The sequence below is a fragment of the Hydrogenophaga sp. genome (assembly GCF_051860785.1).
In the GTDB taxonomy this organism is placed as follows: Bacteria; Pseudomonadota; Gammaproteobacteria; order Burkholderiales; family Burkholderiaceae_C; genus Hydrogenophaga.
On the sequence record NZ_JBIMLB010000004.1, the window covers coordinates 124,687 to 138,221 of the forward strand.

The window sequence follows — 13,535 nt, forward strand, 5'->3', positions numbered from 1 at the left end:
TCACAGGCCTTTTGCCTTCTCTGCCCGCATCAACATGATCTTGGCCGCCGACAGCACCAGGAAGGTGATGACGAACAACAGGAAGCCCAGCGCAAACAGCGTGGAAAGGTGGAAGTCGGCGGCTTCGCCGAATTCATTCGCGAGCGTGGAAGCGATGGAGGTACCAGGTGAGAAAAGTGAGGTGGGCATGCGATTGGCATTGCCTATCACAAACGTCACGGCCATCGTTTCACCAAGGGCACGACCCAGACCCAGCATGATCCCGCCGATCACACCTTTCTGCGTATAGGGCAGCACCACGCGGCGAACCACTTCCCAAGTGGTGCAACCCAGGCCGTAGGCCGACTCGCGCAGGATCGGCGGCACGATCTCGAACACATCTCGCATCACCGCCGCAACGAAGGGCAGCACCATGAAGGCCAGGACGATGCCCGCAGCCAGGATGCCAAAGCCGTTGGTGCTGCCACCAAAGAGAAAACCCACCAGCGGCATCCCGCCGAGCATCTGCTGTACCGGCATCTGGAAGTAATCGGCGAACAGGGGAGCAAACACAAACAGGCCGAACATGCCGTAGATGATGGAAGGCACCGCGGCCAACAGTTCGACCGCAGTACCCAGTGGACGGCGCAGCCAGACCGGACAGGTTTCGGTGAGGAACAACGCAATGCCGAACGCGAGAGGCACGGCGATCAAAAGGGCGATGCCTGCACTGGCCAGTGTGCCCACGATCGCAATGGCCGCACCGAACTCTTCGTTGACGATGTCCCACTCAATGCGCCAGATAAAGCCGAGGCCAAACTTCTGGAACGAGGGCCAGGCGTTGACAAAGAGGGACACGATGATGCCCAGCAGGGCGACCAGCACCAGCAGGGAAAATGCCTGCGTGAGGCGGTGGAACACCACATCCTCAAATCGCTGGCGTCTGGCGATCGACGCCATGTTCGGGTTGTCCAGTTGAATGGACACGGGCTGCTGGCTCATGGTGGTTCCCACGTTCATATGGACTCCCGGATCGGTTCTACCAACCCCGGAACGCCCATCCGGTCATTCCGGCTGGACTTTCCGGGGTAGCGTGCCTTACTTGGCGATCTGCGTCCAGACCTTCGAACGGATCTGGGTTGTCAGGGAATCGGGCAGCGGCACATAGTCAAGCTCCGCAGCGTGGCCCTTGCCGTTCTTGAACGCCCAGTCGAAGAACTTCAGCACCTCGGCGGATTGCGCCTTGTCGGCTGGATCCTTGTACATCAGGATGAACGAAGCCGTGCTCACGGGCCAGCTGTCGGCGCCCTTGGCGTTGACCATGGAAATGCCCATGCCAGGGGCGCTGAACCAGTCGGCACCAGCAGCGGCGGCAGCGAACGCCTTGTCGTCCGGGCTGACGTATTTGCCATCGGCGTTCTGGAGTTGCAGGAAGTTCATGTTGTTCTTCTTCACATAGGCATATTCCACGTAACCGATCGCACCCTTGACGCGGTTCACGTTGGCCGCAACGCCTTCGTTGCCCTTGCCACCGACGGAAGAAGCAGCAGGCCACTTCACCGCGGCGCCTTTGCCCACGGTGTCGGCCCAATCCTTGCTCACGGCGGTCAGGTAGTCGGTCCAGTTGAACGTGGTGCCCGAACCGTCGGCGCGGTGCACCACGGTGATGTTGGCGTCCGGCAGGGTCTTGCCCGGGTTCAGGGCGGCCAGCTTCGGGTCGTTCCACTTGGCGATCTTGCCGAGAAACATTTCGGCGAGCACGGGACCTGTCACGCGGAGCTCACCGGGCTTGAAACCCTCCAGGTTGATCACGGGTACCGTGCCACCAATGATGGCCGGGAACTGCACCATGCCGTCCTTGTCCAGGTCGGCACCGGAGACCGGTGCGTCGGTTGCGCCAAAAGCCACGGTCTTGGCGCGAATCTGGCGGATACCGCCGGAGGATCCGATCGACTGGTAGTTCAGGCCGGTTCCGGTTTCCTTCTTGTAGGCTTCTGCCCACTTGGCGTAAATGGGAAAGGGGAAGGTGGCGCCCGCGCCGGTGATGTCGGCTGCCAGGGCTGAACCCATCCCGACGGTGGTGATGGCGGCAGCGGCCACGGTCATGAGGAAAGTGCGTTTTGTGAACATTCGAGGCTCCTTGCGGTTGGGTAAACGTGACAGAAGGGACTCTAGGCAGCCAATGTGACAAGGCCATGACAAGACAGAACTGTCATGAAGCACCGCTTCTCGTGCCATCGGCAGGGAGCGGGCGGCCATGCGTCACAATCCGGGCCTCAGCTCGCTTCACCCGCCCCCTGGACCCTTCTGGGTCCGACCACCCCGCCTCGCATGCAAAACGGAACCCTCCTCGCCGCCATCGACCTCGGCTCCAACAGCTTCCGCCTGGAAATCGGTCGCTATCACTCGGGGCATATCGAGCGCATCGAATACCTCAAGGAAACCGTGCGCCAGGGCAGCGGCCTGGACGAGGAGAAGGTGCTCAGTCAGGCGGCCATGGAGCGTGGCTGGGAATGTCTGGCGCGGTTTGCCGAACGGCTGCACGGCTTCAAGAAGCAGCAAGTGCGCGCCGTGGCCACCCAGACGCTGCGCGAGGCCAGAAACCGCGACGAATTTCTGCGGCATGCCCAGTCCGTCCTGGGCTTTTCCATCGATGTGGTCTCCGGCTACGAAGAAGCGCGGCTGATCTACCAGGGCGTGTCCAGGCTGTTGCCGCATTCGGACGAAAAACGCCTGGTGGTGGACATTGGCGGGCGATCCACTGAGATGATCCTGGGCGAAGGCTATCGGGCACGGACCATGGAGTCGTACCGGCTCGGCAGCGTGGCCTGGTCGAACCGCTATTTTCCGCGTGGCCAGTTCAGCGCCGCGGCGTTCAAGACCGCCGAGGTGGCGGCCAAAGCCGTGATTGACGACGCATTGGACAAATTCCCCCCCTCCGACTGGAACGTGGCCTATGGGTCCTCTGGCACCGTGGGTGCTGTAGCGGACATGCTGGGCGCCAACGGCTGGGCCACGGGCTTGATCACGCGCTCCGGCCTGGACTGGCTGGTGGACCGCATGATCAAGTTCGGCAGTTCGGATCAGATGCGCCTGGAGGGTCTCAAGGACGACCGCCGGCCGGTCATTGGTGGAGGCGTGAGTGTGTTGCGCGCCATCTTCGACCTGTTCGACATCCAGCAGATGGTGCCTGCCCAGGGGGCGCTGCGCCACGGGGCCTTGTACGACCTGATCGACCGCGACACCGATGGGGGCGACGTGCGCGAGCGCACCGTGCTCTGGCTGGCCAACCGTTTTTCAGCCGACGAGGCGCAAGGCAAGCGCGTGAGCGACGTGAGCACCGCCCTCTTCTCGCAGATCGCCGCGCTGGACGCACAGAACGAACGCTATTCGCAAAAGCTGGCCTGGGCCGCCCGGTTGCACGAGATCGGCACGCACATCTCGCACGAACGATCCCACCACCACGGCGCTTACATCCTCGACAACGTGGACGCGCGCGGCTTCTCCTTGCCCGAGCTCCACCGCATGAGCCAGCTCGTGCTGGGCCAACGCGGCAAGCTGCGCAAGCTTGAGGAAGCCCTGCAGGATGAATTGTTTGCCAAACAACTGATGGCATTGCGCCTGGCGGTGCTGCTGTGCCATGCGCGGCAGAAGCCGGAGTACGAGTCGGTCAAGCTCAGTTACAAGCCCAAGGCCTTCAAGCTCGCCACCAACCCCGGCTGGGCGCGACGCTACCCGCAATCGGCGTGGCTGCTGGGCGAAGAAGTGCTCGCCTGGCAGAAAACGGCGTGGAAGTTCACTGCCGATATCCGTTGATGGTCGTTGCGTCACACCACTGACACAAGATTGTCACAATCGTATAAACCGTATATACGGTTTACAATTTGGGGCTTCACAACCACCAACGGAGTCCATTCATGGCCAGTCAGAGCGGCAAGAGCAGCCCCAAGAAACCCAAGCTGGTGCGCGACAGCTTCACCATTCCGAAGAATGAATTCGTCGCCATCGATGCGCTCAAGACCCGCGCAATTGCGCTGGGCACCAGCGTGAAGAAGAGCGAGCTTCTGCGCGCCGGGCTGATGGTGCTGAAAGGCCTGAGTGATGCCGCCTACAAGGCGGCGCTGACGGCCGTTCCCACGCTCAAGACGGGACGCCCCACCGCGGCCGACAAGCCCGCCACGACCCCAGCCAAAGCAGCAGTGAAAGTCTCCGCCAAAGCCGCTCCCAAACCTGCAGTGAAAGCGTCCGGAAAAGCCGCAACAGCGCGCAAGCCTGTGGCCAAAGCGCCCGTCAAGAAGGTGGCAGCGAAGAAACGGGTGGCCAGGAAGGTCGCTGCGCCTGCCCGCAAACCCGCCTGAACACTCAGATCAGTTCGGGGGTCTGCACGGTAACCACCACCGTCTGCCCCAGGGTTCCGCGCTCGCGGTGGCGCAACCACCACACGGCGCCCTTTTTCACCGAACAGTCGTCTTCCTGCAGGCCCAGCAAACGGGCCACCACACGGCCGAGCGTGGGCTGGTGGCCGACCACGACCACCGGCGACCTGCCAGTGGGCCATTGCACCAGTTCCAGCAAAGCCTGCGGGTCGCCGTCGGGCGCGATGGCTTCGCTCAGTTTGAACTTGCGTCCGAGCGCCATGGCGGTCTGCTCGCAGCGCTGTGCCGGGCTGGTCCAGATGCGCGCGCCGTCGGGCAACTGGCGGTCAAGCCACGCGGCCATTCGCGCAGCCTGTTTCTCGCCTCTGGACGTCAGGCGCCGCGCGAGGTCAGCGGCATCCCCGGGCCGACCGAGAATGAGGTCGGGATGATCCTGGGCCTCGGCATGCCGCCACAGAATCATGTCCATGCTCAACCCTTGGTGCCGTAGCGCGCCATGAGGCTGGCCTGCGCCGAATGCAGCACCGGCGCACGGTGACGGCCACCGTTGTGATGGCCCGCCGGCACATAGCGCCCGTCAGGCTGCAGCAGCCAGGCGTCCTTGGTGTCGTGCAGATAGGCCGAGAGGCATTCGTCCATGATGCGGTGGCGCAGCGACGCATCGGTCACGGGCCACGCGAGTTCGATGCGTCGCAACATGTTGCGGTTCATCCAGTCGGCGCTGGAGAGCCAGAGCTCCTCGTCTTCGCCCGTGCGGAAATAGAACACGCGTGAGTGCTCCAGCAACCGTCCGATCACCGAGCGGATGCGCACGTTGTCGGTGACACCGGGCACCTGTGCGGGAAGAATGCAGGCGCCACGCACGATCAGGTCGATCTTCACCCCTTGTTGCGAGGCCAGCGCAAGCGCACGTGCCATGGGCTCGTCGGTCAGTGCGTTCATCTTCAGGATGATGCGGGCGTCCTTGCCGGCCTTGGCAGCCAGGCCGGCAGCCTCCACCTTGTCGAGCATGGCCTTGTGCAGGTGAAACGGTGCGATCAAGGCCTTGTTGAGCTTGGGCAGGCGGTTCTGGCTGGCCAGGTGCAGGAAGATCTGCTCCAGGTCGGCGGTGAGCGCGTCGTCGGCAGTCAGGTAGCTGAGATCGGTGTAGAGGCGCGCGGTGCCGGGGTTGTAGTTGCCCGTAGAGAGGTGGGCGTAGCGGCGCAGGCCGCCGGCCTCCCGCCGCGTGACCAGCAGCATCTTGGCGTGCGTCTTGAGGCCCACCACGCCATACACCACCTGCGCACCCACCGATTCAAGGCGCTCGGCGTAGTTGATGTTGGCCTCTTCATCGAAGCGCGCCTTGAGCTCCACCACCGCGGTCACTTCCTTGCCCCGGCGCACGGCCTCGCGCAGCAGATTCATGAGCTCGGACTTGGCCCCAGTGCGGTAGATCGTCTGCTTGATGGCCAGCACGTCCGGGTCTTCCACCGCCTCACGAAGAAAGCCCAGCACGGCGTCGAAACTCTCGTAAGGCTGGTGGATCAGGACGTCGCTCTGGCGCAGCCGCTCGAAATACGACTGCCCTGGCGTGAGTTGCAGCGGCCAGCCCGCGTTGTAGGTGTCGAACCGCAGTGCGGGCGCTTCCACCTTGTCGATGAGCTGGTTCAGGCGCACCAGATTCACCGGACCTGGCACGCGGTAGAGCGCGAGCTCGGGCAGCCCGAACTGCTCGAGGAGGAAGCTGGAGAGATAAGGCGAGCAACCCGCAGACACTTCCAGCCGAAGTGCCTGACCATAGTGGCGCTGCTGCAGCCCCTTGCGCAAGGCAGTGCGCAGATTCTTCACCTCTTCTTCGTCCACCGCCAGATCGGAATGGCGTGTGACGCGGAATTGCGAAAACTCGGTGACCTGGCGACCTGGGAACAGGTCGCCCAGGTGGGAGCGGATGAGGCTGGAAATGGAGACGAAGTGGGTCTGTTTGGAACCCTTGACAGGCGGCATGCGGAAAAAGCGCGGCAGGATGCGCGGCACTTTCACGATGGCGATTTCGTTCTCCCGGCCAAAGGCATCCTTGCCGGTAAGGCGCACGATGAAGTTCAGCGACTTGTTGGCCACCTGCGGAAACGGGTGTGCCGGATCCAGCCCCACCGGCATCAGCAGCGGCTGAACTTCCTTGATGAAGAACTCCTTCACCCAGCGGCGCTGGCGCGCATTGCGCTCGCCGTGCGAAATCAGCTTGATGCCCTTTTTTTCCAGCAAGGGCAGCAGCTCGTCGTTGTAGATGGCGTACTGCTGCGCCACCAGCGCATGCACTTCGGTGGAAAGTTGCTCGAAGGTCTGGGTGGTGTAGAGGCCGCGCTGCTCGTTGGCCTTGGCCGCCGTCAGGTGGGGCGCCACACGCACCTCAAAAAACTCGTCGAGGTTGCTGGAGACGATGCTCAGGTAGCGCAGCCGCTCGAGCAGCGGCACATCGGGCCGACGTGCCCAGTCCATGACACGTTCGTTGAAAGCCAGAATGCTGTGGTCACGGTCAAGCAGAGGCAGCTTCTGCTGGGGGGAGTTTCCGCTCATATGTGACGATTATTGAACGAGCCCATGACGTTTGTGTGACAGATTGGTCACGGGTCTGCTGGTCTTGGGCAGCACGCTCAGGTACGACACAAAGAGCTCGGCCGCCCTGCCCCAGCCGAATTGCAGAGCGCGGTCTCGCGCTTCGAAGCGCTTGACCTTCAACGCCGCGCACCACGCCTCGCGCAGGTCTTCGTTCATGGCGCCTGCGCCGCTGTCGGCCAGCACCTGCAAAGGGCCATCGACCGGGTATGCCGCCACCGGGACGCCACAGGCCATCGCCTCGAGCATGACCAGTCCGAAGGTCTCGTTGCGGCTGGGAAATACAAACACATCCGCCGCCGCGTAAACCTGGGCCAGTTCGTGACGTGGCAACACGCCGAGCCAGTGCACATTGGGGTAGCGCTGGCGCAATCCCGCTTCGAGCGGGCCAACGCCACACACCACCTTGCTGCCGGGCACGTCGAGCCGCAGGAAGGCCTCGATGTTCTTTTCGTACGAGATGCGTCCCACGAACAGGCTGACTGGATGCGCCAGGGGGCCGAGCACGGCGCAGCTGACGGGTGGATCGGCCAGGGCAAACAGGCGGGTGTCCACCCCATGGGTCCAGGCCCTCAAGCGCTGAAAGCCCCGCGAGTGAAGCATCTCCAGCACACCCTGGGTGGGCACCATGACGCCAGCGCTGGGACGGTGAAAGCGGCGAAACAGCGCGTAACCCCAGGACAAAGGTACGCCCAATGCGGCATGCAGGATTTCAGGAAATTTGGTGTGGAATGCGGTGGTGAACGCGAGCTTGCGGCGCAGGCAGTGGCGCCTGGCCGCCCAACCCAGTGGCCCCTCGGTCGCGATGTGGATGGCGTCGGCTCCGGCAGCGTCCATCAGCGCGCCGAGGCGGCGCCCAGGAAACAGGGCCAGATCGATGCCGGCGTATCCCGGGCAGGCGCGGGTGCGAAACTGGCCTGGGTGGATGACCGCTACGTCATGGCCCAAGACTTGAAGCTGGCGCACCAACTCCACGAGCGTGGTCACCACGCCATTGACCTGCGGCTGCCAGGCGTCCGTCACGATCAGGATTTTCATGCAGGTCCCCCTTCATTTCCGGTTGGATGGAAGGCCGCCAGTGAACCAGCTCGAGCCGCCCGTCGAAGTGCTCCACCAGAGCGGAGAGGCTCTCCACCCAGTCGCCATCGTTGCAATAGAGCGTGCCGTCGATCATGCGCATCTCGGGCCGATGGATGTGGCCGCAGACCACGCCCTGGTAGCCACGCTGCCGAGCTTCGGCTGCCACAGCCCGCTCGAAATCCGTCACGTAGTTCAACGCACTCTTGACCTTGTGCTTGAGGTACTGGGACAAGGACCAGTACGGCAGACCCATGCGCACGCGCAGGGAATTGATGTGACGGTTGAGCCGCAGCGAGAGTTCGTAGGCGTTGTCGCCCAGGTAAGCCAGCCATTTGGCGCACTGGATCACACCGTCGAAATGATCGCCATGCACCACCCAGAGTCGGCGGCCATCGGCGGTGGTGTGCACCGCTTCGTTGACCACCTCGATGCCACCGAACTGGTGGCCGCTGAACTGGCGCGCAAATTCGTCGTGGTTGCCGGGCACGAACACCACGCGACACCCCTTGCGAGAGCGGCGCAGCAGCTTCTGCACCACGTCGTTGTGCGCCTGAGGCCAGAACCAGCGGCGGCGCAGTTGCCAGCCATCGATGATGTCGCCCACCAGGTACAGCGTCTGGCTAGGATGGTGTTTGAGGAAATCCAGCAAGGGCCCGGCCTGGCAGCCGGCGGTGCCCAGGTGCAGGTCAGAAATGAATACGGCCCGGTAGCGGGCCCGTTCGCCGCCATCGCCGTGGGGTTCCGGCTCCTCGTCCGGCAGCGGCGCGGTGCCCCCATCGTCCAGGACACCGCGGAACTGGCTTTGCCAGGCCGCCAGTGCCGCCCCATGGGGGGTCGCGCGAAGCGCGGCGGGGGGTGCCATGTCACGCCCCCAGGAAGTGTTTGCGGTATCGGGCCGGGAGATCGGAAATGCGCATGAGCATGGGCAGGTCCGCGGCGTTGAAGTCGGGATCCCAGGCCGGCGGGCCCAGCACCTTGGCACCCAGGCGCAAATAACCCTTGATCAACGCTGGCGGCTCCACATCGAGCGTGTCGTCGAGCTGCTCGATCGGCAGCGGCAGGCGGGGGCGCACGTGGAAATCGATCGGTGCCAGATGCGTCTCTTTCACCTGGCGCCAGATGCTGGCCGCGGCATGGCCGCCTCCGACCATCCCGTGCGGGCCTTCGTGCTGCATGGGAATGCTCGCGCAGCCGATCATGGTGTCGAGCTGGTTGCGTACCATGAACTCGGCCAGCGCCCCCCAGAGGGCCATGATGACACCGCCATGGCGGTGTTCGCGGTGCACGCAACTGCGCCCGAGCTCCACCATGCGCTCGCGCACGGTGCGCAACCGGGTGAGGTCGAACTCCGTGTCACTGTAGGTGCTGCCCACACGCCGGGCCTGGGCCGGCGTGAGTACTCTGTAAGTGCCGATCACTTCGCGGCTGGTGGTATCGCGCACCAGGAGGTGCTCACAAAAATCGTCGAACAAGTCCACGTCGTGACCGGGCACCGCATCGGACAGAATGGCGCCCATCTCGCCAGCGAACACCGAATGCCTCAGCCGTTGCGCCTCACGAACTTCGTCCAGATGGCGTGCCCAGGAAACTTCGATGCCACCAGCAACCCGGGCAGCGGCCGGCGCGGGCGCCGGGCGATGAAGTGACCCCCGTGGCAAGGCGATCGGCGACAGGCTCAGCGTGGGGGTGGGCAGTTCTTTCATGGCGGGCTCCTGTGCTGCGCCCGCGATGGGCGCCGTGTTGAGGTATTGCGTCGTCGTCATGAACCTGCATTCTTGGAGGGCTGCGTGTCCCTTGCGTGGCAATGGCATGAAGCTTTCGTGACATCGAACGAAGGTGTGCCCGGGGGTCCTGACAAAATACGGGCCTGTGAACACGCCCTCCCCCACACACACCCATGCACTGCAGTGCCATCCCGCCACGCCCGCGGGTGTGGCGCTTTCGCTGGCGGTGCAGGTGCATGTGGACGAAACCGAATGGGTGTTGCAATACCGCCTGCTGGGTCCCATGGCCGCGCTGCGCATCCCTCTCAACGCGTCCACTGGCCCCGCCGATGGCTTGTGGCAACACACCTGCTTCGAGGCCTTCGTGGGCGCAGAGGGTGAGGCGGCCTATCGCGAGTTCAACTTCTCACCTTCCGGGCAATGGGCGGCATACCGGTTCCAGACGGAGCGCGTGCGCGATACCGCGGCGGATGTGACCCAGCCAGCTCTCCATGTCTCGACAACGACGGACGAACTTCAGCTCACGGCCCGCCTGCCCGTCGCCAGCCTGCCCGCCGGCCCCGTCGTTGCGCTGGGTCTCTGCGCTGTCGTCGAAGAAGCCGATGGCCGCCTGAGCTACTGGGCACTGGCGCATCCAAAAGATCGACCCGATTTCCACCACCGCGACGGCCGGGCTCTCCGCCTCGCGCGAAACTGAACGAACCTCTATGCAACTCGGCATCGAACGCTTCCTGAATGACCCGGCCCTGCGCGCACCGCTCGCCGGGCGCCGTGTGGCCCTGCTCGCCCACCCTGCTTCGGTGACGCGCGATCTCACCCATTCGCTGGACGCGCTGGCCGCCCTGCCCGACGTGAAGCTCAGCGCGGCTTTCGGCCCGCAGCACGGCCTGCGCGGCGACAAGCAGGACAACATGGTCGAGTCGCCCGACTTCAACGACCCACGCCTGGGCATTCCGGTGTTCAGCCTCTATGGCCAGGTGCGCCGCCCCACCGACGTCATGATGGACAGCTTCGACGTGTTGCTGGTCGATTTGCAGGACCTGGGTTGCCGCATCTACACGTTCATCACCACGTTGCGGTATGTGCTGGAGGCCGCCGCGGAACATGACAAGGCCGTGTGGGTGCTGGATCGACCCAATCCCGCGGGACGTCCAATCGAAGGTCTTGCTTTGCGCAAGGGCTGGGAGAGCTTCGTGGGCGCCGGCCCCATGCCCATGCGCCACGGCATGACGATGGGCGAACTCGGCCAATGGTTCATTGCCACGCTGGGCCTGAAACTGGAATACCGCGTGATCACCATGGAAGGCTGGCAGCCCGAGTCATCCCCTGGATACGGCTGGCCCACGGAGCGCACCTGGGTCAACCCCAGCCCGAACGCAGCCAATCTGAGCATGGCGCGTGCCTACGCGGGCACGGTGATGCTCGAAGGCACCACGCTCAGCGAAGGCCGCGGCACCACCCGGCCGCTGGAACTCTTCGGTGCACCCGACCTGGACGCGCGCCGACTGGTGGCAGACATGCGTGACCTGGCACCCCAGTGGCTACAAGGCTGCGTGCTGCGCGAGTGCTTTTTCGAACCCACCTTCCACAAGCACGTGGGCAAACTGTGCCAAGGCGTGCAGATCCACGTGGAGGATCCGACGCACTACGACCACACCGCGTTCAAGCCCTGGCGGCTGCAGGCGCTCGCGTTTCGCGCACTGAGGCTGCAATCGCCCGACTACCCGCTCTGGCGCGATTTCCCTTATGAGTACGAACACGACCGCCTGGCAATTGACCTCATCAATGGTGGGCCGCTGATGCGCGAGTGGGTGGACGACGTGTCGGCCGAGCCCGATGCGCTGGAAGCGGTAGCGGCGGTGGACGAAGCCGCCTGGGCCGCCGAGCGGCAAGCCTACCTGCTGTACTGAGGGCTTAGAGCCATTTCTGAAGGAACACCGCCGTGCCCATGGCGGGGTCCAGCTGGTAGCCGGCAAAGCCGATTCGCTCGTACAGCCGCACGGCGCCGTGGTTGCCCGAGAGCACCTCCAGCGTCAACTTCACCGCGCCACGCTCGCGAGCGATCATCTCCGCCTGGGCCAGCATGCGCTCGGCGATGCCACGCCCACGGTGGCTGGCCAGCACCGCGACATCGTGCACGTTCACCAGTGGTTTGCAGGCGAAGGTGGAAAAGCCTTCGATGCAATTGACAAGCCCCACGGGCTGATCACCGTCGAAGGCCAGCACGCTGAAGGCCTGCGGTCTTGCGGCCAGCGAGGCCACAAGATGTTCCTTTGCAAAGCCCGACAGACCCTCGCCACCACCGGCGGGGTCGCTCGCGTAGGCATCGAGCAGCATCACCAGCGCAGCCGCGTGCGTCGGCTCAGCGTAGTCGGCGCGAACGACCGCAATGGTGCCGGCCATCATGCCGGCACTTGCGCGCGCACCGCAGCAACGAGCCGATCGGCGCAGGCCTGAGCCTGTTTCGCGTCACGCGCCTCCACCATCACCCGCAGAAGTGGCTCGGTCCCGCTGGGCCGGATCAACACCCGACCAGCCTCACCCAGCTCGGCCTCCACAGCGCGGGTTTCCTCGCTCAGGAAGGTATTGGATTTCCAGTCCTGACCAGGCTGCAGGCGCACATTGATCAGGACCTGCGGGAACAGCGTCACATCGGCCAGCAATTGCGCCATGGTCTTGCCGCTGTCCACGCAAGCGTGCAACACCTGCAGCGCGGAGACGAGGCCGTCGCCGGTGGTGTGGCGGTCGAGCACCAGCAGATGACCAGAGCCCTCGCCACCCAGGATCCAGCCATGCTTTTCCAGCTCTTCGAGCACGTAGCGGTCGCCCACCTTCGCGCGCACGAACTTGACACCGCGTTCCTTGAACGCCACTTCCACCGCCATGTTGGTCATGAGCGTGCCCACCACACCGGGGATATCCACGTCGCGTGCCATCCGGTCGGCCGCGATCAGGTACAGCAACTCGTCACCATTGAAGAGTCGGCCGCGCGCATCCACCATCTGCAATCGATCGGCATCGCCGTCAAGCGCCACGCCGTAGTCGGCACCATGTGCCTTCACCGCGTCCAGCAAGGCCTGGGGATGCGTGGCACCCACACCCTGGTTGATGTTCAGGCCGTCGGGTGCGCAACCGATGCGCACCACTTCAGCGCCCAGTTCGTGAAAGACCGCTGGAGCAATCTGGTAGGCCGCGCCATGCGCACCGTCCACCACGATCTTCAAACCCTTGAGGGTGAAGTTGTGCTCGCAGGTGCTCTTGCAGAATTCGATATAGCGCCCGGCGGCGTCATCGAGGCGACGCGACTTGCCCAACTGGGCCGACTCCACCCACACGGGAGGTTCGTCGAGAGCAGCCTCGACTGCAAGCTCCCAGTCGTCGGGCAGCTTGGCCCCCTGAGCGTTGAAAAACTTGATGCCGTTGTCGGCAAAGGGGTTGTGGCTGGCAGATATCACCACACCCAGGCTGGCGCGCTGCGCTCGCGTGAGGTAGGCCACGGCCGGCGTGGGAACGGGCCCCAGCAGGACCACATCCACCCCAGCCGAGTTGAAGCCGGACTCGAGGGCAGACTCGAGCATGTACCCCGAAATGCGGGTGTCCTTGCCAATCAGCACCTTGGGGTGTGCTTCGGTGCGCCGCAGCACGCGCCCCACCGCATGTGCCAGACGCAGCACGAAGTCGGGCGTGATAGGAGGTTGACCGACGGTGCCACGGATGCCATCGGTGCCAAAGTACTTGCGGGGCATGCTGTCTTCTTTCTTGCTTGTTGTGGGTGGTGCCGCAC

The 13,535-nt window shown here is 64.1% G+C and carries 13 protein-coding genes; 4 read left to right on the top strand and 9 right to left on the bottom strand.

Going from position 1 to position 13,535, the window contains the following annotated elements; all coding sequences use genetic code 11:
- Together pstC and pstS are read right to left on the bottom strand one after the other, a co-directional pair.
- The gene (gene pstC / locus ACTIF6_RS07585) at positions 1 to 981 is read right to left on the bottom strand and encodes a phosphate ABC transporter permease subunit PstC (protein ID WP_439587358.1); all 981 of its coding nucleotides are present in this window, start codon (positions 979 to 981) and stop codon (positions 1 to 3) included.
- A gap of 96 nt (positions 982 to 1,077) precedes the next feature.
- Positions 1,078 to 2,109 carry a phosphate ABC transporter substrate-binding protein PstS gene (gene pstS / locus ACTIF6_RS07590; protein ID WP_439587359.1) on the bottom strand — a complete coding sequence of 344 codons (1,032 nt, stop codon included), beginning with the start codon at positions 2,107 to 2,109 and terminating at the stop codon, positions 1,078 to 1,080.
- 201 nt (positions 2,110 to 2,310) lie between these two features.
- On the opposite strand from pstS, the gene ppx reads away from it, so the two are divergent.
- Together ppx and ACTIF6_RS07600 are read left to right on the top strand one after the other, a co-directional pair.
- A complete protein-coding gene (gene ppx / locus ACTIF6_RS07595; RefSeq protein ID WP_439587360.1) occupies positions 2,311 to 3,795 on the top strand; it encodes an exopolyphosphatase in 1,485 nt (494 codons plus the stop codon).
- A 146-nt stretch (positions 3,796 to 3,941) separates the two neighbouring features.
- Complete coding sequence (locus ACTIF6_RS07600) at positions 3,942 to 4,337, top strand: hypothetical protein (RefSeq protein ID WP_439587361.1); 396 nt, start codon at positions 3,942 to 3,944, stop codon at positions 4,335 to 4,337.
- A 4-nt stretch (positions 4,338 to 4,341) separates the two neighbouring features.
- Here the strand turns inward: ACTIF6_RS07600 and ACTIF6_RS07605 are convergent, their stop codons facing one another.
- The 5 genes from ACTIF6_RS07605 to ACTIF6_RS07625 are packed head-to-tail and all read right to left on the bottom strand — an operon-like array spanning position 4,342 to position 9,730.
- Positions 4,342 to 4,824 (bottom strand): SixA phosphatase family protein, encoded by a 483-nt coding sequence (locus ACTIF6_RS07605; RefSeq protein ID WP_439587362.1) that lies wholly within the window; start codon positions 4,822 to 4,824, stop codon positions 4,342 to 4,344.
- A 2-nt stretch (positions 4,825 to 4,826) separates the two neighbouring features.
- Entirely contained in the window at positions 4,827 to 6,908 is a 2,082-nt protein-coding gene (gene ppk1 / locus ACTIF6_RS07610) for a polyphosphate kinase 1 (RefSeq protein ID WP_439587363.1), read from the bottom strand.
- Positions 6,909 to 6,917: 9 nt separating this feature from the next.
- Positions 6,918 to 7,985, bottom strand: coding sequence for a glycosyltransferase family 4 protein (locus tag ACTIF6_RS07615; RefSeq protein WP_439587364.1), 1,068 nt, complete (start codon positions 7,983 to 7,985; stop codon positions 6,918 to 6,920).
- Complete coding sequence (locus tag ACTIF6_RS07620) at positions 7,885 to 8,889, bottom strand: UDP-2,3-diacylglucosamine diphosphatase (protein ID WP_439587365.1); 1,005 nt, start codon at positions 8,887 to 8,889, stop codon at positions 7,885 to 7,887. The genes ACTIF6_RS07615 and ACTIF6_RS07620 overlap by 101 nt, the downstream gene beginning before the upstream one ends.
- A 1-nt stretch (position 8,890) precedes the next feature.
- Entirely contained in the window at positions 8,891 to 9,730 is an 840-nt protein-coding gene (locus ACTIF6_RS07625) for a GNAT family N-acetyltransferase (RefSeq protein WP_439587524.1), read from the bottom strand.
- A gap of 166 nt (positions 9,731 to 9,896) precedes the next feature.
- Here ACTIF6_RS07625 and ACTIF6_RS07630 point away from each other — a divergent pair, with 166 nt between their 5' ends.
- Together ACTIF6_RS07630 and ACTIF6_RS07635 are read left to right on the top strand one after the other, a co-directional pair.
- Complete coding sequence (locus ACTIF6_RS07630) at positions 9,897 to 10,448, top strand: DOMON-like domain-containing protein (RefSeq protein ID WP_439587366.1); 552 nt, start codon at positions 9,897 to 9,899, stop codon at positions 10,446 to 10,448.
- Between the two features lie 10 nt (positions 10,449 to 10,458).
- Complete coding sequence (locus ACTIF6_RS07635) at positions 10,459 to 11,661, top strand: exo-beta-N-acetylmuramidase NamZ family protein (RefSeq protein WP_439587367.1); 1,203 nt, start codon at positions 10,459 to 10,461, stop codon at positions 11,659 to 11,661.
- A 4-nt stretch (positions 11,662 to 11,665) separates the two neighbouring features.
- Here ACTIF6_RS07635 and ACTIF6_RS07640 read toward each other — a convergent pair whose 3' ends face one another.
- Positions 11,666 to 12,157 carry a GNAT family N-acetyltransferase gene (locus ACTIF6_RS07640; protein WP_439587368.1) on the bottom strand — a complete coding sequence of 164 codons (492 nt, stop codon included), beginning with the start codon at positions 12,155 to 12,157 and terminating at the stop codon, positions 11,666 to 11,668.
- Entirely contained in the window at positions 12,154 to 13,497 is a 1,344-nt protein-coding gene (gene glmM / locus ACTIF6_RS07645; protein ID WP_439587369.1) for a phosphoglucosamine mutase, read from the bottom strand. The genes ACTIF6_RS07640 and glmM overlap by 4 nt, the downstream gene beginning before the upstream one ends.
- Between the last annotated feature and the right edge of the window lie 38 nt (positions 13,498 to 13,535).